16 protein-coding genes are annotated in these 19,953 nt (G+C 60.5%); 9 read left to right on the top strand and 7 right to left on the bottom strand.

Features of this window, described 5'->3' with window-relative positions; all coding sequences use genetic code 11:
* Nucleotides 1-23: 23 nt before the first annotated feature.
* Complete coding sequence (locus AC3WRD_RS24540; RefSeq protein ID WP_102622488.1) at nucleotides 24-1,871, bottom strand: sigma-54-dependent Fis family transcriptional regulator; 1,848 nt, start codon at nucleotides 1,869-1,871, stop codon at nucleotides 24-26.
* Nucleotides 1,872-2,120: 249 nt separating this feature from the next.
* On the opposite strand from AC3WRD_RS24540, the gene AC3WRD_RS24535 reads away from it, so the two are divergent.
* The 6 genes from AC3WRD_RS24535 to AC3WRD_RS24510 are packed head-to-tail and all read left to right on the top strand — an operon-like array spanning nucleotide 2,121 to nucleotide 8,070.
* Entirely contained in the window at nucleotides 2,121-3,215 is a 1,095-nt protein-coding gene (locus AC3WRD_RS24535) for an ABC transporter ATP-binding protein (RefSeq protein ID WP_007951489.1), read from the top strand.
* Nucleotides 3,215-4,324: an ABC transporter ATP-binding protein gene (locus tag AC3WRD_RS24530; RefSeq protein WP_102622487.1), complete on the top strand. Its 1,110-nt coding sequence runs from the start codon at nucleotides 3,215-3,217 to the stop codon at nucleotides 4,322-4,324. Before AC3WRD_RS24535 ends, AC3WRD_RS24530 begins: the two co-directional genes overlap by 1 nt.
* On the top strand, nucleotides 4,321-5,187 hold the full coding sequence (locus AC3WRD_RS24525; RefSeq protein WP_007981247.1) for a carbohydrate ABC transporter permease: 867 nt from the start codon (nucleotides 4,321-4,323) through the stop codon (nucleotides 5,185-5,187). The genes AC3WRD_RS24530 and AC3WRD_RS24525 overlap by 4 nt, the downstream gene beginning before the upstream one ends.
* A gap of 9 nt (nucleotides 5,188-5,196) precedes the next feature.
* Nucleotides 5,197-5,997, top strand: a complete 801-nt coding sequence (locus AC3WRD_RS24520) for a carbohydrate ABC transporter permease (RefSeq protein ID WP_085732164.1) — start codon at nucleotides 5,197-5,199, stop codon at nucleotides 5,995-5,997.
* Nucleotides 5,998-6,007: 10 nt separating this feature from the next.
* Nucleotides 6,008-6,280 (top strand): DUF2160 domain-containing protein, encoded by a 273-nt coding sequence (locus AC3WRD_RS24515; protein ID WP_039767461.1) that lies wholly within the window; start codon nucleotides 6,008-6,010, stop codon nucleotides 6,278-6,280.
* Nucleotides 6,281-6,327: 47 nt separating this feature from the next.
* A complete protein-coding gene (locus tag AC3WRD_RS24510) occupies nucleotides 6,328-8,070 on the top strand; it encodes an ABC transporter substrate-binding protein (RefSeq protein ID WP_102622486.1) in 1,743 nt (580 codons plus the stop codon).
* A 42-nt stretch (nucleotides 8,071-8,112) separates the two neighbouring features.
* Here AC3WRD_RS24510 and AC3WRD_RS24505 read toward each other — a convergent pair whose 3' ends face one another.
* The 6 genes from AC3WRD_RS24505 to AC3WRD_RS24480 all read right to left on the bottom strand — a co-directional run bounded on the left by AC3WRD_RS24505 (nucleotide 8,113) and on the right by AC3WRD_RS24480 (nucleotide 13,799).
* A complete protein-coding gene (locus AC3WRD_RS24505) occupies nucleotides 8,113-8,991 on the bottom strand; it encodes an alpha/beta fold hydrolase (RefSeq protein WP_102622485.1) in 879 nt (292 codons plus the stop codon).
* Entirely contained in the window at nucleotides 8,988-9,938 is a 951-nt protein-coding gene (locus AC3WRD_RS24500) for a class I SAM-dependent methyltransferase (RefSeq protein ID WP_102622484.1), read from the bottom strand. The genes AC3WRD_RS24505 and AC3WRD_RS24500 overlap by 4 nt, the downstream gene beginning before the upstream one ends.
* The gene (locus tag AC3WRD_RS24495; protein WP_102622483.1) at nucleotides 9,935-11,158 is read right to left on the bottom strand and encodes a YcaO-like family protein; all 1,224 of its coding nucleotides are present in this window, start codon (nucleotides 11,156-11,158) and stop codon (nucleotides 9,935-9,937) included. The genes AC3WRD_RS24500 and AC3WRD_RS24495 overlap by 4 nt, the downstream gene beginning before the upstream one ends.
* 50 nt (nucleotides 11,159-11,208) lie before the next feature.
* Entirely contained in the window at nucleotides 11,209-11,337 is a 129-nt protein-coding gene (locus tag AC3WRD_RS24490) for a hypothetical protein (RefSeq protein ID WP_256580660.1), read from the bottom strand.
* A 384-nt stretch (nucleotides 11,338-11,721) separates the two neighbouring features.
* A complete protein-coding gene (locus tag AC3WRD_RS24485; RefSeq protein WP_102622482.1) occupies nucleotides 11,722-13,128 on the bottom strand; it encodes a heavy metal sensor histidine kinase in 1,407 nt (468 codons plus the stop codon).
* A complete protein-coding gene (locus tag AC3WRD_RS24480) occupies nucleotides 13,125-13,799 on the bottom strand; it encodes a heavy metal response regulator transcription factor (RefSeq protein WP_096822275.1) in 675 nt (224 codons plus the stop codon). The genes AC3WRD_RS24485 and AC3WRD_RS24480 overlap by 4 nt, the downstream gene beginning before the upstream one ends.
* A 409-nt stretch (nucleotides 13,800-14,208) precedes the next feature.
* Here AC3WRD_RS24480 and AC3WRD_RS24475 point away from each other — a divergent pair, with 409 nt between their 5' ends.
* The 3 genes from AC3WRD_RS24475 to AC3WRD_RS24465 are packed head-to-tail and all read left to right on the top strand — an operon-like array spanning nucleotide 14,209 to nucleotide 19,867.
* Nucleotides 14,209-15,456, top strand: a complete 1,248-nt coding sequence (locus tag AC3WRD_RS24475; protein ID WP_102622481.1) for a TolC family protein — start codon at nucleotides 14,209-14,211, stop codon at nucleotides 15,454-15,456.
* A 49-nt stretch (nucleotides 15,457-15,505) separates the two neighbouring features.
* The gene (locus AC3WRD_RS24470; RefSeq protein WP_096822273.1) at nucleotides 15,506-16,699 is read left to right on the top strand and encodes an efflux RND transporter periplasmic adaptor subunit; all 1,194 of its coding nucleotides are present in this window, start codon (nucleotides 15,506-15,508) and stop codon (nucleotides 16,697-16,699) included.
* A gap of 15 nt (nucleotides 16,700-16,714) precedes the next feature.
* Nucleotides 16,715-19,867: an efflux RND transporter permease subunit gene (locus AC3WRD_RS24465; RefSeq protein WP_102622480.1), complete on the top strand. Its 3,153-nt coding sequence runs from the start codon at nucleotides 16,715-16,717 to the stop codon at nucleotides 19,865-19,867.
* Nucleotides 19,868-19,953: the final 86 nt, after the last annotated feature.

Below are 19,953 nucleotides of genomic sequence, written 5' to 3'. Positions count from 1 at the left end.
TTTGACGTGCCTTCGGTCCACGATCACTCAGCCTGACGCAAGCGTTTGTAGAGCGTGTTGCGACTGACCCCCAACCGCCGCGCCAGATGGGAAATATTGCCGCCGGCCGCCTGCAACTCCCGACTCAACGCCTCGCTGTCATTCAGATCGATCCCCAAGGGCTCTGGCGTATCCAGCGGCTCCATCTCCAGATCGACAAAAAAATCATCCGGCAGATGCTCAGGCCTTACCGGTTGCTCTTCGGCCATGGCCAGCGCGACTTGCATCACGCTGCTGACCTGACGCAGATTGCCCGGCCATGGGTGACGGTCGAACAATTCCAATACTTCGCGGCTCAATCCCGCCCATTGCGTTGGTTCGCGATGCTGTTCCCACAGCCGCTTGAACAGCGCTTGCTTGTCACTGCGTTCGCGCAGCGGCGGCAGTTCCAGGGTGAGGCCGCCGATGCGGTAGTACAAATCTTCGCGAAACCGCCCCAGTTGCACCTGCTCGCGCAACGAGCGGTTGGTGGCGGAGATGATCCGCAGATCCACCGGGAACAATTCGCTGCTGCCCACCGGTTGCACGCAACGCTCCTGCAACACCCGCAGCAGGCGGGCCTGGGTTGGCAGCGGCATGTCGCCGATTTCGTCGAGGAACAGCGTGCCTTTGTCGGCCTTGCGGATCAGGCCGATGCTGCCTTTCTGGTTGGCACCAGTGAAGGCGCCTTTTTCGTAGCCGAACAGCTCGGACTCCACCAGTTCGGCGGGGATCGCCGCGCAGTTCACGGCGATGAATGCCTGTTTGCTGCGAGAGCTGGCCTGGTGCAGGGCTTTGACGAACACTTCCTTGCCGACCCCGGTTTCACCGTGAATCAACAGCGGAATATCTTTCTCCAGCAGGCGTTCGGCCTGACGCACGGCTTTTTCCACGCGGCTGTCGCCGAAGTGCAGGGTGCTCAGGCTGATGGCCGTGGGGGCGGTGATTGTCGGTTCGATGGCTTTGGCTTCAGCGAATACTCGCGCCTGAATCGGTGCCTGTTTAGGCCGTTTCAACAGGCACTGGAATCGGTTGCGGCCCGACGTCTGCAAGGAAAACGGCAAGCCGTCAGGCTGATTGAGCAATTCCAGTAGCGACACTTTGAACAGGCTTTCGACACTCACCCGCGACAAGCGCACACCCAACAGATTGTCGGCCCGGCGGTTGGCCGAAAGCACTTGGCCGCTCTCATCGAAAATCAGCAGACCCGCCCATTGACTGTCGAGGTTGTTTAGCCCGGTGTTGAAGGTCAGTTGAAAGTGCTGGCCATGGAACAGGTTGAGGATCAGCCGGTTCTCCACGGTCTGGCTCATCATCTTGACCATGCCGAGGGTGTGCGAGGGCGGCAGATAGCTGTCGCTGGACACATCGAGCACGGCGATGACCTTGCGCTCGGCGTTGAAAATCGGTGCGGCGGAGCCGGTCATGAAACGGTTGGCCTTGAGGAAATGCTCATCGTGCTCGATGTGCACCGCCTGCTCGCAGGCCAGCGCCGTGCCGATCGCATTGGTGCCGCTTGAGCGTTCCATCCAGCTCGCGCCGGCCTGAAACCCCCGCGCCAGGTTCGGCTCGATAAAGCGTTGGGTGCCCCAGGACGTCAGGACCTGGCCCTGATTGTCGGCCAGCATGATCAGGCAGTTGGAATTGCTCAGGATGTTCTCGTAGTACGGCAGCACTTCCTGGTGGGTGGTCTGCACCAGCGAATGGTGACTGTCGAGCAACCGGGCGATGCCGGCGGAGGGCAACTGATCGAACGCCGGGACGCTTTGATGCTTGAGGCCGAAGGCGCGGCAACGGGACCAGGAGTCCTGAACGATGGCCTCGTGGGAAAGCGGCGGGACAGGTGCGGCCATGACAGTCAGCCTCTGAAAGCAGCGTTTTTATTATTGTTATGAGGCCCCTCGGGGCCCGAAAAGCATCGATAGAGTGTTGTTCACTATTGTTCATTGTCAATCGTTGAACTGTTCAAATGTGTTCAGCAATGAAGGTGGTTTACCCGCGTTTTCGGCGATTTTCGCGGCGAATCAACGGCTTGGGATTTCTGGCACGAATGTCGCTCTACTGCACACGTCGCTTGACTCCAATAATAAAAAGGCCGAGCCATGTCACTCACCCTGGAGCACGTCAGCCGCACCGTCGAGGGCCAGACCTGGATCGACGATGCGAGCCTGAAATTCGAACCTGGATCCTTCAACGTCCTGCTCGGGCGCACGCTGTCCGGCAAGACCAGCCTCATGCGCCTGATGGCCGGTCTGGACAAGCCCGACAGCGGCCGCATCCTGATGAACGGCGTCGACGTTACCCAGCGCCCGGTGCGTCTGCGCAACGTGTCGATGGTCTATCAGCAGTTCATCAACTACCCGACCATGACGGTGTTCGAGAACATTGCCTCGCCGCTGCGCCAGGCCGGGATCTCCAATGAGCAGATCCAGAGCAAGGTGCAGGAAACCGCGAAGATGCTGCGCATCGAGAAGTTCCTGAAGCGCTATCCGCTGGAACTCTCCGGTGGCCAGCAACAGCGCACGGCCATGGCCCGGGCGCTGGTCAAGGATGCCGAGTTGATCCTGTTCGATGAGCCGCTGGTCAACCTCGACTACAAACTGCGCGAAGAACTGCGCCAGGAAATGCGCGAGCTGTTCAAGGCGCGCCACACCATCGCCATCTACGCCACCACCGAGCCCAACGAAGCGCTGGCGCTAGGTGGCACCACCACCATTCTTCACGAAGGCCGGGTGATCCAGAGCGGCCCGTCGACCGAGGTCTATCACCAGCCACAAACGGTGCTCGCGGCTGAATTGTTCTCCGAGCCGCCGATCAACCTGATGCCGGGGCGCATCGCCGGTAATGAAGTGAGTTTCGCCAACTTCGTGCACTTCCCGTTGAACGTCGATCTGCGCCCGGTGGGCGAAGGCGAGTTCCGTTTCGGCGTGCGCCCGAGTCATATCTCGCTGGTGCCGAGCAACGACGACGACCTGGAACTGGCGGTGACCGTCGAGGTGGCGGAAATCAGCGGTTCGGAAACCTTCCTGCACGTGCGCAACGAGCATTTCCTGCTGGTGCTGCACTTGCCCGGCGTTCACGAATACGACGTCGATGCGCCGATCCGCATCTATATCCCGACCCATAAACTGTTTGTGTTCGATGCGCAGGGCCGTCTGGTGCAGGCACCGGGCCGGCGTGTCGCGAGGGTTGCCTGATGGCCGAAATTCGTTTGCAACACCTCGCCCACAGTTACACCAGTACCCCCGCCGGACCCGAGGACTATGCGATCCGCGAGATGGATCATATCTGGGAGCAGGGCGGCGCCTATGCCTTGCTCGGGCCGTCGGGTTGCGGCAAGTCGACCTTGCTCAACATCATTTCCGGCCTGCTCAGCCCGTCTCAGGGCCACGTGCTGTTCGACGGCAAAGCGGTCAACGACCTGACCCCGGAGAAGCGCAATATCGCGCAGGTTTTCCAGTTTCCGGTGGTCTACGACACCATGACCGTGTTCGACAACCTGGCCTTCCCGCTGCGCAATCAGGGCATGGCTGAGGCCAAAGTCCACAGCAAGGTGCAGGAAATCGCCGAAGTCCTCGACCTGCAAAACCTGTTGAGTAAAAAGGCACGCAACCTGACCGCTGACGAAAAACAGAAAGTCTCCATGGGCCGTGGTCTGGTGCGCGACGACGTCTCGGCGATCCTCTTCGACGAGCCGCTGACAGTGATCGACCCGCACCTGAAATGGAAACTGCGGCGCAAGCTCAAGCAGATCCACGAGCAATTCAACATCACCATGGTCTACGTCACCCACGATCAACTGGAGGCCTCGACCTTCGCCGACAAGATCGCGGTGATGTACGGCGGCCAGATCGTCCAGTTCGGCACACCCCGGGAATTGTTCGAACGGCCGAGCCACACCTTTGTCGGCTACTTCATCGGTAGCCCCGGGATGAACCTGATCGAAGTGCAGCCGCAACCGGGCGGGGTCGGTTTCAATTCGACCCATCTGCCGCTGTCCGACGCGCTGCAACGGCATATCGAACATGGCCAGTGGAAAAACCTGAAGGTTGGCATCCGCCCCGAGTTCATTCATGTGTGGGACGAACCATTCGATGACGCGATGCAGGCGCGGGTCGTACACGTCGAAGACCTCGGTACCTACAAGATCATGACCCTGGATCTGGACGGTGCACCGCTGAAAGTGCGCCTGGCCGAAGACAAACCGGTGCCGCAGGGCACGGCGTACATCAGTTTCCCGGCGCAGTGGCTGATGGTCTATGCCGATGAGTTCCTGCTCGAAGCCAGCGAAGAGGTGCAGCCATGAACAAGGTGCAGAACAACAAGGCCTGGTGGCTGGTGTTACCGGTGTTCCTGCTGGTGGCATTCAGTGCGGTGATCCCGATGATGACCGTGGTCAATTACTCGGTGCAGGACATTTTCGACCAGTCCAGCCGCTACTTCGTCGGCGCCGACTGGTACAAGCAAGTGCTGCTCGATCCGCGTCTGCACGACTCGTTGCTGCGTCAGTTCATCTATTCGGCGTGCGTGCTGCTGATCGAAATCCCCCTCGGGATCGCCATCGCCCTGACGATGCCGACCAAGGGTCGCTGGTCGTCGGTGGTGCTGATCGTGCTGGCGATTCCGTTGCTGATTCCATGGAACGTGGTCGGCACCATCTGGCAGATCTTCGGTCGTGCGGACATCGGCCTGTTGGGTTCGAGCCTCAACGCCATGGGTATCAGCTACAACTACGCGGCCAACACCATGGACGCCTGGGTCACGGTGTTGGTGATGGACGTGTGGCACTGGACCTCGCTTGTGGCGCTGCTGTGTTTCTCCGGGCTGCGGGCGATTCCCGATGTGTATTACCAGGCGGCGCGGATCGACCGGGCTTCGGCCTGGGCGGTGTTCCGGCACATCCAGTTGCCCAAGCTGAAAAGCGTGCTGCTGATCGCGGTGATGCTGCGCTTCATGGACAGTTTCATGATCTACACCGAGCCATTCGTGCTCACCGGCGGTGGGCCGGGCAATGCCACGACCTTCTTGAGTCAGACGTTGACCCAAATGGCCGTAGGCCAATTCGACCTGGGGCCAGCGGCAGCCTTTTCGCTGGTGTACTTCCTGATCATCCTGCTGGTGTCCTGGCTGTTCTATACCGCCATGACCCATAGCGACGCCAACCGCTGAGGCCCGGCCATGAGCAAGAGAAAAGTGATCCCGTTGCTGCTCTACATCCTGTTCCTGCTGGTGCCGATCTACTGGCTGCTGAACATGTCGTTCAAGAGCAACACCGAAATCCTCGGCGGCCTGACGCTGTTTCCCCAGGATTTCACCTTCCACAACTACAAGGTGATCTTCACCGATCCGAGCTGGTACACCGGTTATCTCAACTCGCTGTACTACGTGAGCCTGAACACGGTGATTTCCCTGAGCGTGGCGTTGCCGGCGGCTTATGCGTTTTCCCGGTATCGCTTTCTCGGCGACAAGCACCTGTTCTTCTGGCTGCTGACCAACCGCATGGCGCCGCCGGCGGTGTTTCTGCTGCCGTTCTTCCAGCTGTATTCGTCGATTGGTCTGTTCGACACCCACATCGCGGTGGCACTGGCGCACTGCCTGTTCAACGTGCCGTTGGCGGTGTGGATTCTCGAAGGGTTCATGTCCGGCGTGCCCAAGGAAATCGACGAAACCGCCTACATCGACGGCTACAGCTTTCCCAAGTTCTTCGTGAAGATCTTCATCCCGCTGATTGGCTCCGGCATCGGTGTGACAGCCTTTTTCTGCTTCATGTTTTCCTGGGTCGAACTGCTGCTGGCGCGCACGCTGACCTCGGTGAACGCCAAGCCGATCGCGGCGGTGATGACGCGCACGGTGTCGGCGTCCGGCATCGACTGGGGCGTGCTCGCGGCGGCGGGGGTGCTGACCATCCTGCCGGGCATGCTGGTGATCTGGTTTGTTCGCAACCACGTGGCCAAGGGCTTTGCCCTGGGCCGGGTCTGAGGAACTGATGATGGAATGGATGAGCTGGACCGTCCCGACGGCGGCATTTTTCATCGTGATTGGCTTGATCCTGGTGGGCATGACCACCTGGGAACTGCGCTCGCCGAGCATCCTGCGGCGAGGGTTTCTGCCGATTGCCACCACTCGTGGCGATCGCTTGTTCATCGGTCTTCTCGGCAGCGCCTACCTGCACCTGCTGGTAATCGGCGTGACCGACTGGAGCATCTGGGTAGCGTCCGCGTTGTCCCTGGTGTGGCTGTTGGCTGTGATGCGTTGGGGCTAGTCGAATCGCTCGGCAATCGTGCTCCAGAACTTAAACAGGAGGTCTCTATGTTCGACAAAAACAATAAGCTGCGACATAGCATTTCATTGGCAGCCATGCTGGCACTCAGCGGTTTGAGCGCAACCGCCTGGGCCGATGCGTACGAAGACGCGGCAAAAAAATGGATCGGCAGCGAGTTCAAGCCGTCGACCCTGACGGCCGATCAGCAGCTCGAAGAACTGAAGTGGTTCATCAAGGCCGCCGAGCCGTTTCGCGGGATGGAAATCAAGGTCGTTTCCGAAACCCTGACCACCCACGAATATGAATCGAAGGTGCTGGCCAAGGCCTTCACCGAAATCACCGGGATCAAGCTGACCCACGACTTGCTGCAAGAAGGCGACGTCGTGGAAAAAATGCAGACCGTGATGCAGTCGGACAAGAACATCTACGACGGCTGGGTCAACGACTCGGACCTGATCGGTACGCACTTTCGCTACGGCAAGACCGAGTCGATCACCGACCTGATGGCCAACGAAGGCAAGAACTTCACCTCGCCGACCCTCGACATCAAGGACTTCATCGGCATTTCCTTCACCACCGCACCTGACGGCAAGATCTATCAATTGCCCGACCAGCAGTTTGCCAACCTCTACTGGTTCCGCGCCGACTGGTTTGAACGCGCCGACCTGAAGGCGAAGTTCAAGGAAAAGTACGGTTATGACCTAGGCGTGCCGGTGAACTGGTCCGCCTATGAAGATATCGCCAGATTCTTCAGCGAAGACGTCAAGGAAATCGACGGCAAACGCATCTACGGGCACATGGACTACGGCAAGAAAGACCCGTCGCTGGGCTGGCGTTTCACCGATGCCTGGTTCTCCATGGCCGGCGGCGGCGACAAGGGCCTGCCCAACGGCTTGCCGGTGGACGAGTGGGGCATCCGCGTCGAGGACTGCCATCCGGTGGGCTCCAGCGTGACCCGCGGCGGCGACACCAACGGCCCGGCCGCGGTGTTCGCCACGACCAAGTATGTAGACTGGCTCAAGGCCTACGCGCCACCGGAAGCGGCGGGCATGACCTTCTCCGAGTCCGGCCCTGTACCGTCCCAAGGCAACATTGCTCAGCAGATTTTCTGGTACACCGCGTTCACTGCCGACATGACCAAACCGGGCCTGCCGGTGGTCAACGCCGACGGCACACCGAAATGGCGGATGGCGCCGTCGCCGCGCGGACCGTACTGGGAGGAGGGCATGAAGCTGGGTTATCAGGACGTGGGTTCCTGGACCTTCATGAAGTCCACGCCTGAGAAACAGAAACTCGCGGCCTGGCTGTACGCGCAGTTCGTGACCTCGAAAACCGTGTCGCTGAAGAAAACCATCGTCGGCCTGACGCCAATCCGCGAGTCGGACATCAACTCGCAAGCCATGACCGACCTGGCACCGAAACTCGGTGGTCTGGTCGAGTTCTACCGCAGCCCGGCCCGCGTGCAATGGACGCCGACCGGCACCAACGTGCCGGACTACCCACGTCTGGCACAACTGTGGTGGAGCCACATCGCCGAAGCCGCCAGCGGCGACAAGACCCCGCAACAGGCGCTCGACGGCCTGGCCAAGGATCAGGACGCGATCATGACCCGTCTGGAACGCTCCAAGGCCCAGGCCACCTGCGCCCCGAAAATGAACCCCGAGCGCGACGCGCAATACTGGTTCGATCAGCCTGGCGCACCTAAACCAAAACTGGCCAACGAGAAACCGAAAGGCGAAACCGTGAGCTACAACGAACTGCTCAAATCGTGGGAGGCGGCACGCAAGTAAGCGTTTTTGGGGAACAGAACGGCACCTTCGGGTGCCGTTTTTTCAGCCCTCGATTTCACGTTTCACCGCCCGGCGTACGGCTTTGAGGATGGCGCTTTCAAAGGCGTTGTGCCCGGCGTGCAGCAAACGACAGTGAAGGTTCATGCGTTGCCTGAGCCAGCGCACGCTGGCCATGCCGAAGGTATCGCGGATGCCCTGGATCAGCAGGGTGTTGTCGTCGAGGATCAGGTCCTGATCCCTTGGCCGGAAGAAATAGCCTTGCAGGTGGTAATGCAGCTCCAGACGGATCGCGAGCACTGCTTCCTGATCGACGAAACGCTCCAGCGTGCCGGGGCAGACCGTCTGCCCCGTACGGCGCAAAACCCCATTCAACCATTCAATGGCGGCGACACGCTGTTGCAATGGGCAACCTTCACCGAGTATCCGGTAGATGTCCCTGGCGCGATGGCCTGACGTCGCTTGAGGCGATTGTGCCAACCCGTCATTGAGTGCCTGATCGTATGACCGGACATTGGCTGCGAATGGGACGAACACCGACACCAGTGTGGTTTTCAGCAGGTGCTGCGGATAGCGCTGCTGGTACTGGATCGCCAGCCAGCTGCCCCACGAAACACCCAGCACACTGATTTTTTCGAAGCCGAAGTGCTGGCGCAGGGCGTCGATGTCTTCGACGCACAGACCGGTGTTGTTGTCGCGCCGTTCGCCGTAGGGCGTCGAGCGCCCGCAACCGCGTTGGTCAAACAGGATGATGTCGAAACGGCGCAGGTCGAAGAAGTCCAGATGATGACGACTGCAGCGCCCACCGGGGCCGCCATGCAGGAAAAACACCGGTTCGCCTCCCGCAATGCCATGGCGTTCCCAGTAGAGTTGATGGCCATCGCCGGTCGGGTAATAGCCTCTGCTTTGCAATGAAAACGTCATGCTGGCAGGACCTTCAGACGATAGAACTGGAACAGCTCGACCTGCCCCGGGCGCGCTGCAACGCTGGATTCCAGTTGCAGGTGGTGGGTGACAGCGAGCCAGGCGACAGGGATCAGCACCGGCGTGTGACCAAAGACGAGGATCGTGCCGCCAGGTTTGACGCAACGGATGAGCGACTCGAATGCGGCCCGGGCCTCACGGCGGGTCAAGACTTCCGCATTCAGGAAACGCAGGATCAGCACATCGCAGTGAATCCCGGCATCAAAGGCCTCACTCGCATCGAGCAAACGGAACTCGACAGACGTCCTCCCATGAGTTTGTCGAGCGTGTTCGATCATCGAGGCTGAGCGATCAGTCCCCAGGCACAGGCAGTCGGGGAGGGCGCGGGCGAGATGGGCAATGAACTCGCCCGTCGAGCAGGCGGGGTCATAAATCAGTGCGCCTGTTGCGGTGATCGCCTGGAGCAATCCGGCGCAATATTCGCGCAAGTGTTGTTCGTCGGTGTTCAGCTGTTCGGCCAGTACCAGGCTGCATTGCCAGAAGTCCGCCGAGCAGACCGCTTCCCGTCCGGCAGCGTCAAGTACCGGGAACGGGAACAGAATCTCGCTGTCGGCCTGATGCAATGCACGCTCGAAGATTTGCGTTTTTTTCTCGGCAGAAACTGTTCGAAAGCCGATCGACAAACCGTCGTCACCCCACAGTGAATGGAGATGCGGGCCCAGCAGCATGCCGGGCTTGAGTGCGCTGCTGGCCTGCCATCGAAAGTGCCGATCACGTTGCAGGAGTTTGCGGCCGACCCAGACCTGATCGTTCAGCCGCAGGAAAAAAACGTGGTGCAGCCCGCTGCCTGGCGGTTCGAGGTAATGGCCGACGCCACCGTTCTCGTTCAGGTGACGGGGCATGGAGCGGGCCAGTGCCAGTTCCCGGGTGCGATCAAGTCGGTTCATGGGACTGGCCTCTCCAGAGTTCGGCCCCGGGCCTGCGGGATGACCACGTTGCCGCTGGAGACCACGAAGAACCTCTCCAGTCCGGGAATCACCACGTTGATCAGGGTTGTGCCGAGCTTGGTTTGCTTCAGGATCGAAGCGCCCAGTGTACGGCCGTGGCTTTGCAGGTCTTGAGTCAGCAAGTGAAGTTGATCGTCCACGGACATGTCCTCACCAACGCCGGGCAGCGTCACCTCGTGTTGCGGGCTGCGATGCAACAGCGTCTGCGGATCGAATTGCGCACAACGCAGTAGACGCGGGAAGGGCTGCAGGTTGCGCAGCGCGTTGACCAGCGTTTGGTGGTATTCGGGCTCGGCGGCGCTGAGCTGCAATTGCGCCAGCTCAGTGAGCGCTCGCCATGCGGCGTGACGTGGGTCAAGGGAACAGCCGCTGCCGTATACCTGTGGATGTGGCGTCGGCTTCGTCGTAAATGCCAAAAAGGTTCGTGCCTTGAATTCGCTGCTGATATCCACCAGCACGATTTCGCTGCCGACTTCCTGCTCGGCATTGGCCCACAGGCGACCGAGTTCGTCGCCGTCACCGAGGCGGGCCACCCGCTGCAGTGGCGGGTGATTCTCGTAATAGAAATGATTGAGCAGAAACAGCGACACGGCATCGCGCTCGATGCATTCGTTGGTGGCGTGCAGCATTGCTTCGCTGCAAGTGGCGCCGATGGCAGTGCCGCTGTTGCTGGCGTAGCGTCGCACGGCGCGGCAGTCTGCCGTGCCCGGTGAAGAAGGCTGAAGTGAACCGTTGGGAGAAGTCAGCGCAACCGGATAGGAAAAACGGTCATGCCACGGAGGACAGACATAGGTTCTGCAGGTAATGCGTACGTTTTGCTGACAGGTGAGCCTGTGCAGAAGCGAGTCATCGGCAAAGATCGGCATGTCTTTGAAATAGCGCTCCGTCTCGTGGTGAACATCGGTCGCGAAGTGTTCATCCGTCCAATAGTGCTCAAGTGCTTCATAGAGCGCGCCCAGGTGTGCCTGATCCGCATAACCCTTGCCGCAGCCACGGGCATGACGGTTGTCGCTGCCGTGAAGACTCGCCTGAACGGCAACGACCTTGCGGCCGAGTGTGCGGGTTACCGGTGTGAGGCCCAGAAGTGAAAGCTCGGCATGAATCCGTCGTTCTGCCTGATCGGCCGTGAGCTCGCGCTCGGCCATCCTTGTCTTGTCCATGATGTCCTTCCCGGAAAGCCCGCGAGGGCGTGTGGCCCCCGCGGGTCTTGTCACTCGGCGTTCAGTTCCGCCTGTTCTTCCTCGGTCAATTGCAGTGCTTCAATCTGCTCTGCCGAGGGCGTTTCCTGCTCGTCGAGTTCATCGACAGGATTTGCGTTCCAGCTGCCCATGTAGCCCATGATGTTTCTCCTAGGTTGTTGTTCGGGGGTGCTGTTGCAAGCACGAGCCGAATCTAAGAGGGCAGCGACGGCGGGGTCAAAAATGTCCAGACGTTTCCGTTCGCGGTTTTTACCCGCGCCGAAATACGTGCTGATAAATCTTGAATAGACGCGTCAGGATCACCGGGAAGGCTTGTTTTAGAGGGGGAGAGCGCTGTGCAAGAAGGCGAACGAAACGATCATGAACCAATCGTCTGCGGAGTTTTTTTCCTGTCCTTGTCAGACGTTTCATCGCAAAGCCGACGCAAAATCACACTGAAGGGAGTACGTGGATGTATGGCGCGCTTGTGCGGTGATTTTTCTGATGGAGATTAAGAAAACACCGCACAAATCTGTTTGAAGGGTTTAGTGCTTTTGCGCGAGCACGGGGAACACCAGACTGAAAACCGTCATCGCCCCCGGACGGCTTTGCACGTGCGCGGTGCCCGAATGCAGGCTCATGATCGAGCGTACGATAGCCAGCCCCAGACCGGTGCTGCCCTGCGAGCGGGTGCGGCTGCTGTCGACACGGTAAAAGCGGTCGAACAGATGCGGCAAGTGCTGCGCTGCAATGCCTGCGCCGGGATTGCTCACACGCAGTGCCACCTGTGTCGGCGCCTGCTCGATGAACAGTGAAACGGTTTTGCCGGCGGGGCAGTGGCGCAGGGCGTTGGACAGCAGGTTCGATATCGCTCGCTGGATCATCAGTCGGTCGCCAGAGACTTGCGCGCTGCCGACCACCTTCAGCTGGATCTGCTTGTCCTGCGCCGACAGGGAAAACAGCTCGGCCACCCTGAGCGCCTCGTCTTCCAGTGCAATCGACTCGAACGACGCGTGCGCCATCGGCTGGCTGGCCTGGGCCAGAAACAACATGTCCGAGACAATGCGTGCGATGCGCTCCAGTTCTTCGGTGCAGGACACCAGGACGTCGGTGTATTCCTCGACCGAGCGTTCCCGCGACAGCGTGACCTGAGCCTTGCCCATCAGGTTGTTGATCGGCGTACGCAGTTCGTGGGCCAGATCATCGGAGAACTGCGACAACTGCTGCACGCCGCTGTCCAGGCGATCGAGCATCACGTTGATGCCTTGCGCCAGTTCGCTGAGCTCCTGAGGCATGTTCACTACTGACAGCCGATGGTCGAGGTCCTGGGTGGTCACCCGGGCCGCCACTTTGCGAAACTCGCGCAGCGGCGCCAGTCCGCGCTGCACCGCGCCCCAGGCGGTCAGGCCGATGAACACCAGCAGCAACGGCAAGGCAATCAGCGTCGAGCGCAGGTAGGCGCTGAGCAAGGCCTGGTCGTGGGCATTGTCCATCGACAACAGCACCGGCACGTTGCTGCCGTCCTTCAGACGAATCAGCTTCGAGGCGGTGAGAAACTTCGCGCCTTCAGCATCGACGCTGTCGGTGTAGGTCAACTGATCGGTCGTCGCCCGCACTGCTTTCAATTCAATCCGTGGGTCCGTCAATCCTGACCCTGACTTGAGCAGCGGCGAGCGCAAATTGCCTCGGTCATAAATCGTCAGCGTCAGGTTGTCATGCCCCATGACCTGATCGAGCAGAATGTGCGGCTTGCCACTGACTTCATTGGTATCGATGTACAGCGAGAGGCTGTGTTCCACTTGCGCCATCTTCTTTTCCAGGCTGTCCCGAGACAACGCATTCAGTTCATGGGTCAGGGCGAAATACGCGAGGATCGCCAGGAACACCACCAGCAGCGCACCGAGAGTACTGACTGTCAGCCCCAGTCGCAGTGACAGGCTGACCGGCTTCATTCCCGTGCCTCCAGCACATAGCCGACACCGCGCAGGGTGTGGATCAGTTTGCTGTCGAACGGGTCGTCGATCTTCGCTCGCAAGCGGCGGATCGAGACCTCGACCACGTTGGTGTCGCAGTCAAAATTCATGTCCCACACCAGCGAGATGATCTGGGTGCGGGTCAGCACTTCGCCGGACTGGCGCATCAGCAAGTGCAACAGGGCGAACTCCTTGGTGGTCAGGTCGATGCGTTGCTGGCCACGAAACGCCCGGTGACGGCCCGGATCGAGCTCCAGGTCGGCGACCTTGAGTACCTGCGGCACCGGGATGTTTTCGCTGCGGCGCATCAGGGTACGCACCCGGGCCAGTAGTTCCGGAAACTCGAACGGCTTGACCAGATAGTCGTCGGCGCCCAGATCCAGCCCCCGGATCTTGTCCGCCAGCCGCCCGCGCGCGGTAAGCATCATCACCCGGGTGGAGTGGGTGCGGCGTAACTGTTCCAGCACGCCCCAGCCGTCGAGTTCCGGCAGGTTCACATCCAGAATGATCAGGTCATAAACCTGTTGTTGTGCCAGGTGCAAACCATCAGCGCCGTTAACAGCGTGGTCAACGATATAGCCACTTTCGGTCAGACCCTGATGCAAGTATTCGGCAGCTTTAAGCTCGTCCTCGACGACAAGGATTCGCATGATTTATCACCACTTTTATTCAATGGATAATTAATTAAGGTGGCCGGGAAAGTTGTTGTTTTTGTAGGGGCTTCCGGACGGTTTCAATAACTGAATGGCGTGCACGGTAAAGGCTGTAGTGGCTACAGAGTCAACGCCTGAGGCCTTTAAGTCGGCCATCCGCGACAGCCTGTCGCAGCAGAAAAGCGAATTTCTCATGACTTCGATTTCGGCAAGTGCTGTTCGGCGGATAACTAACGTGCATTTGTTTCCATGTATTGCAACAAAGCCATTCGAACTTCGAATCCTAGAGCAAAACAACTTCGATAAACCGTGGATAACGGATTTGTAATGTTCACGTCACCTTGTCGATAAGTTCAAAACCCTACCGTGGCGCAATCAACGATTCTTGATTAAAGGAAGCCTTCCATTGCCCGGTTTAATAGAACTGACGGCGCGATCACGCCTGAAAAAAACCGCCAGCGGCCTCTTGTTGTTGGCCTGTACAAGCCTTGCCAGTGCTTCGACCCTGACCCTGGATCAGGCCCTGCAAACCGCCTTCGCCGGCAACCCGGATCTGGCCGCTGCACAGTGGGAAATCGGCATTGCCGAAGGTGACCGCAAGCAGGCCGGGCTGATTCCCAACCCCGAGGTTTCGTGGGAGGCCGAAGACACCCGGCGCCAGTCGCGCACCACCACGGTGATGCTCAGCCAGCCGATCGAGCTGGGCGGCAAGCGTGGCGCGCGGATTGATGTGGCGAGTCGTGCGCAGGATGCCGCCGGCATCGAACTGGAGCGCAAGCGCAACGCACTGCGTGCCGACGTGCTTCAAGCGTTCAACGGTGCGCAAACTGCGCAGCAACGTTTGCAACTGGCCCGGCAGTCGCTGCAACTCGCCGAGCACGGTTTGCGTGTGGCGCAGGGGAGGATCGAGGCGGGCAAGTCGTCGCCGGTGGAAGGCACTCGCGCCCAGGTGCAGCTCTCGGAAGTGCGCCTGGAGCTGAGCCGCGCGGAGCGCGATCAGGCCAATGCGTACCAGCAATTGGCACAGGTCATGGGCGCACCGTTGCCGACGTCGACCACGGTGCAGACCGCGACTCAAAGCCTGCCCAGCGTACCGCCGCCTACCCGTTTGCTTGAGCGCCTGAACGAAACGGCGGAGCTGCGCCTGGCCAGGTTGCAGATCGACCAGCGCGAGGCGTCGCTGGGACTGGAAAAGTCCCAGCGGATACCCGATCTCACCGTCAGCATCGGCAGCCAGTACAGTGAAACCGAGCGCGAGCGGGTCAATGTGGTCGGGCTGTCGATGCCGATTCCGTTGTTCAACCGCAATCAGGGCAACGTGCTGGCGGCCGCGCGGCGTACCGATCAGGCGCGGGACCTGCGCAACGCCACCGAGCTTCGCTTGCGCACTGAAATCCAGACCACGCTTGCGCAATGGCAGACCGCCAACGGCGAAATCAAGGCGTTCAACCAGACCATCCTGCCCGCCGCGCAAAGTGCGGTGGACAGCGCCACTCGCGGTTTCGAAATGGGCAAGTTCGGCTTCCTCGACGTGCTCGACGCCCAGCGCACGCTGATCAGCGCTCGCACCCAATATATCCAGGCGGTGAGCGAGGCGACCGACGCTCGGGTCTGCATCGAACGCATTTTCGGCGACCTCAGCGTCAGCCCTTGAATTTCAATTTTCTGATCACTGCGCGATGGCACGGCGCAGAGGAGTTTCCATGGATAAAAAACTGATCGTGGTCGCTGCGGCGACCTTGGCGTTGGGCATTGGTATCGGCTCGATGTGGGCGGGCAACTCAGGCATCGACGCGCATGCCGATGAGGCCGCCGAACATGCGGATCACGCGGAAGAGGGCGCTGCCGCAGAAGGCGAACATGGCGAAGAAGGGCACATCGAATTGACGGCCGAACAAATCACGGCGGCGGGGATTCAACTGGCCGAAGCGCGAGCGCAGCGCATCAGTCTCGGCCTGCCGTTCCCCGGTGAAGTGCGCTTCGACGAGGACCGCACTGCGCATGTGGTGCCACGCGTACCGGGTGTGGTCGAGTCGGTGTCGGTCAATCTCGGGCAGTCGGTGAAGAAGGGCCAGTTGCTGGCTGTGATCGCCAGTCAGCAGATTTCCGATCAGCGCAGCGAACAGGCGGCCGCGCAACGCCGTTTGGCCTTGGCGCGCACGACTTTCGAACGCGAGAAGAAACTGTGGCAGGACAAGATCTCCGCCGAGCAGGATTTCCTCCAGGCGCGTCAGGCTCTGGAAGAAGCCGAAATCGCCCTGAACAACGCCCGGCAAAAGATCAGCGTGCTTAGCGGCAGTGTGGTTGCCACTGGCGGTAATCGCTATGAGCTGCGGGCACCGTTCGACGGTGTGGTGGTGGAAAAACATCTCACGCCGGGGGAGGTGGTCGATGAAACTACGGCGGCGTTCACGCTTTCGGATCTGTCGCGGGTGTGGGTCACCTTCGGCGTGTCACCGAAGGACTTGAACAAGGTACAAGTGGGCAAACCCGTCACGGTCAGCGCGGCGGAATTGAATGCTGAAGTGACCGGCACCGTGGCCTACGTCGGCAGCCTGCTCGGCGAACAGACCCGTACCGCGACGGTTCGCGTGACGTTGGAAAACCCGCAAGGCTCATGGCGCCCGGGCCTGTTTGTCACCGCGCTGGTCGCCACCGACAGCCGCCAGGCCAAAGTCGCTGTACCGGAAACCGCGATCCAGACCGTCGAGGACAAACCCACGGTATTCGTGCGCACCGACGACGGCTTCAAGGCGCAAGCGGTGGAGCTGGGCAGTCGCGCAGCAGGGCAGGTGGAAGTCACCGCCGGGCTGGAACCGGGCGTGCAAGTCGCCAGCGCCGGCAGCTTCGTCCTCAAATCGGAGCTGGGCAAAGCCTCGGCCGAGCACAGTCACTAATTGCGGAAGACTCCCATGTTCGAACGCCTGATCCAGTTTGCCATCGAGCAGCGCATCATCGTGCTGCTCGCCGTTTTGCTCATGGCCGGCCTCGGCATCGCCAGTTACCAAAAGCTGCCGATCGACGCCGTGCCCGATATCACCAACGTCCAGGTGCAGATCAACACCGGCGCGGCCGGGTTCTCGCCGCTGGAAACCGAACAGCGCATTACGTTCCCGATTGAAACCGCGATGGCCGGCCTGCCGGCGTTGGAACAGACCCGTTCGCTGTCGCGGTCGGGGTTGTCCCAGGTCACGGTGATCTTCAAGGACGGCACTGATCTGTTCTTTGCCCGGCAGTTGGTCAACGAGCGGTTGCAGTCCGCCAAGGAGCAATTACCCGAGGGCGTGGAGGCGGTGATGGGGCCGATCTCCACCGGGCTTGGCGAGATCTTTCTGTGGACGGTCGAGACGAAGGAAGGCGCGCTGAAGGACGACGGTACGTCCTACACGCCGACCGATCTGCGGGTGATTCAGGACTGGATCATCAAGCCGCAATTGCGCAACGTCCCCGGCGTGGCCGAGATCAACACCATCGGCGGCTTTGCCAAGGAGTACCAGATTGCCCCCGATCCGAAAAAACTCGCGGCCTACAAACTGACCCTCACCGATCTGGTCACGGCGCTGGAGCGCAACAACGCCAACGTCGGCGCCGGGTACATCGAGCGCAGCGGCGAGCAATTGCTGATTCGCGCACCCGGGCAAGTGGCGAGCACCGAGGACATCGCCAACATCGTCATGGCCAATGTCGACGGCACGCCGATCCGCATCAAGAACGTCGCCACCGTGGATGTCGGCCGCGAACTGCGTAGCGGCGCCGCCACGGAAAATGGCCGGGAAGTGGTGCTCGGCACCGTGTTCATGCTGATCGGCGAAAACAGTCGCACGGTCTCCCAGGCAGTTGCCGCCAAGCTCGAACAGATCAACAAATCCTTGCCCGACGGCGTGATTGCGGTGCCGGTGTATGACCGCACGCATCTGGTCGACAAGGCCATCGCCACGGTGAAGAAAAACCTCGTCGAAGGCGCGATTCTGGTGATCGCGATTCTGTTTCTGTTCCTCGGCAACATCCGCGCTGCGCTGATCACGGCAATGGTGATTCCGCTGTCGATGCTGTTCACCTTCACCGGCATGTTCAGCAATAAGGTCAGCGCCAACCTGATGAGTCTCGGCGCGCTCGACTTCGGCATCATCGTCGATGGTGCGGTGGTGATCGTCGAAAATACGCTGCGACGACTGGCCCATGCGCAGCAGCATCACGGGCGTCTGCTGACGCGATCCGAGCGTTTCCATGAAGTGTTTGCCGCGGCGAAAGAGGCGCGGCGACCGCTGATTTTCGGCCAGTTGATCATCATGGTCGTGTACCTGCCGATCTTCGCCCTGAGCGGCGTTGAAGGGAAAATGTTCCACCCGATGGCGTTCACCGTGGTCATCGCGCTGCTCGGCGCCATGCTCTTGTCCGTCACCTTCGTGCCGGCGGCGATTGCGCTGTTCGTGACCGGCAAGGTCAAGGAAGAAGAGGGTGTGGTGATGCGCGGTGCACGTCGCGTCTATGCACCGGCGCTGGCCTGGGTCATGTCCCACCGGGCGATGGCGGTCGGTGCGGCGTTGGGAGTGATCGTGCTCAGTGGCGTGGTCACCAGCCGCATGGGCAGCGAGTTTGTGCCGAGTCTCAGCGAAGGCGATTTTGCCTTGCAGGCGTTGCGCGTGCCGGGCACCAGCCTGACGCAATCGGTGGATATGCAGCAGCGATTGGAAACGTTGATCCTCGATAAAGTGCCGGAAGTCGAGCGCGTGTTCGCCCGTACCGGCACCGCGGAAATCGCCTCCGACCCGATGCCGCCGAACATTTCCGACAGCTACGTGATGCTCAAACCGAAAGACCAATGGCCGGACCCGGGCAAGTCCCGGGAAACCCTGATGGCCGAACTGCAACAGGCCGCCGCGACGCTGCCGGGCAGCAACTATGAACTGTCGCAGCCGATCCAGTTGCGTTTCAACGAACTGATCTCCGGCGTGCGCAGCGACGTGGCGGTCAAGGTGTTTGGCGATGACATGGACGTGCTAAATGCCACGGCGGCGAAGATTGCCGCCGCGATGCAGAAGGTCAATGGCGCGTCCGAGGTCAAGGTCGAGCAAACCACCGGTCTGCCGGTGCTGACCATCAACATCGATCGCGATAAGGCTGCGCGTTACGGGCTCAACGTCGGCGATGTGCAGGACACCATTGCGGTGGCCGTCGGCGGGCAGAAGGCCGGGACAATGTATGAAGGTGATCGTCGATTCGACATGGTGGTGCGCTTGTCCGACGCCATGCGCAAGGACGTCGACGGGTTGTCGGCGCTGCTGATTCCGGTGCCGGCGGCTGGCGGTGAGGCGGCCAGTCAGATCGACTTCATTGCGCTGAAAGATGTTGCCAGTCTCGATCTGGTGCTGGGGCCGAATCAGGTCAGCCGCGAGAACGGCAAGCGCCTGGTGATCGTCAGCGCCAACGTGCGCGGGCGTGACATCGGCTCTTTCGTCGCCGAGGCGGGCGAGGTGATCGAGCGCGATGTGCAGGTGCCGGCGGGTTACTGGACCACCTGGGGCGGTCAGTTCGAGCAACTGCAATCGGCGGCCAAACGCTTGCAGATCGTGGTGCCGGTGGCGTTGCTGCTGGTGTTCGGGTTGCTGTTCATGATGTTCAACAACCTCAAGGACGGCTTGCTGGTGTTCACCGGGATTCCGTTTGCGCTGACTGGCGGGGTCATGGCGTTGTGGCTGCGGGACATCCCGTTGTCGATCTCGGCGGGTGTTGGTTTTATCGCGTTGTCCGGTGTGGCGGTGCTCAACGGGTTGGTGATGATCGCGTTCATACGTAATTTGCGGGAGGAGGGGCGCTCGCTTGCCGAGGCGATTCATGAAGGTGCGCTAACGCGATTGCGCCCGGTGTTGATGACGGCGTTGGTCGCGTCCCTGGGCTTCATTCCGATGGCCCTGGCGACCGGCACCGGGGCCGAGGTTCAGCGACCGCTGGCGACGGTGGTGATTGGCGGGATCCTGTCCTCGACCATCCTCACGTTGTTGATCTTGCCGGCGCTGTATCAGATTGCCCATCGTCGGGACGAGGAATCACCGGCTGCTGCTTAGTCGCTTCATGGTTCAAAACAGGCCCGCGATTGCGGGCCTTTCTACATAACGGATATGTAATTTCGGCGCCACCGTCACGAAAGGTT

The organism is Pseudomonas sp. FW215-R2 (assembly GCF_058789255.1).
Note: the sequence above shows the minus strand (reverse complement) of the source record. Positions and strands in the feature narration are given on the sequence as shown.

Coding starts and splice junctions, on each gene's coding strand:
- AC3WRD_RS24540 (WP_102622488.1), bottom strand. CDS start 1,871: ATGGCCGCACCTGTCCCGCCGCTTTCCCACGAGGCCATCGTTCAGGAC.
- AC3WRD_RS24535 (WP_007951489.1), top strand. CDS start 2,121: ATGTCACTCACCCTGGAGCACGTCAGCCGCACCGTCGAGGGCCAGACC.
- AC3WRD_RS24530 (WP_102622487.1), top strand. CDS start 3,215: ATGGCCGAAATTCGTTTGCAACACCTCGCCCACAGTTACACCAGTACC.
- AC3WRD_RS24525 (WP_007981247.1), top strand. CDS start 4,321: ATGAACAAGGTGCAGAACAACAAGGCCTGGTGGCTGGTGTTACCGGTG.
- AC3WRD_RS24520 (WP_085732164.1), top strand. CDS start 5,197: ATGAGCAAGAGAAAAGTGATCCCGTTGCTGCTCTACATCCTGTTCCTG.
- AC3WRD_RS24515 (WP_039767461.1), top strand. CDS start 6,008: ATGGAATGGATGAGCTGGACCGTCCCGACGGCGGCATTTTTCATCGTG.
- AC3WRD_RS24510 (WP_102622486.1), top strand. CDS start 6,328: ATGTTCGACAAAAACAATAAGCTGCGACATAGCATTTCATTGGCAGCC.
- AC3WRD_RS24505 (WP_102622485.1), bottom strand. CDS start 8,991: ATGACGTTTTCATTGCAAAGCAGAGGCTATTACCCGACCGGCGATGGC.
- AC3WRD_RS24500 (WP_102622484.1), bottom strand. CDS start 9,938: ATGAACCGACTTGATCGCACCCGGGAACTGGCACTGGCCCGCTCCATG.
- AC3WRD_RS24495 (WP_102622483.1), bottom strand. CDS start 11,158: ATGGACAAGACAAGGATGGCCGAGCGCGAGCTCACGGCCGATCAGGCA.
- AC3WRD_RS24490 (WP_256580660.1), bottom strand. CDS start 11,337: ATGGGCTACATGGGCAGCTGGAACGCAAATCCTGTCGATGAACTCGAC.
- AC3WRD_RS24485 (WP_102622482.1), bottom strand. CDS start 13,128: ATGAAGCCGGTCAGCCTGTCACTGCGACTGGGGCTGACAGTCAGTACT.
- AC3WRD_RS24480 (WP_096822275.1), bottom strand. CDS start 13,799: ATGCGAATCCTTGTCGTCGAGGACGAGCTTAAAGCTGCCGAATACTTG.
- AC3WRD_RS24470 (WP_096822273.1), top strand. CDS start 15,506: ATGGATAAAAAACTGATCGTGGTCGCTGCGGCGACCTTGGCGTTGGGC.
- AC3WRD_RS24465 (WP_102622480.1), top strand. CDS start 16,715: ATGTTCGAACGCCTGATCCAGTTTGCCATCGAGCAGCGCATCATCGTG.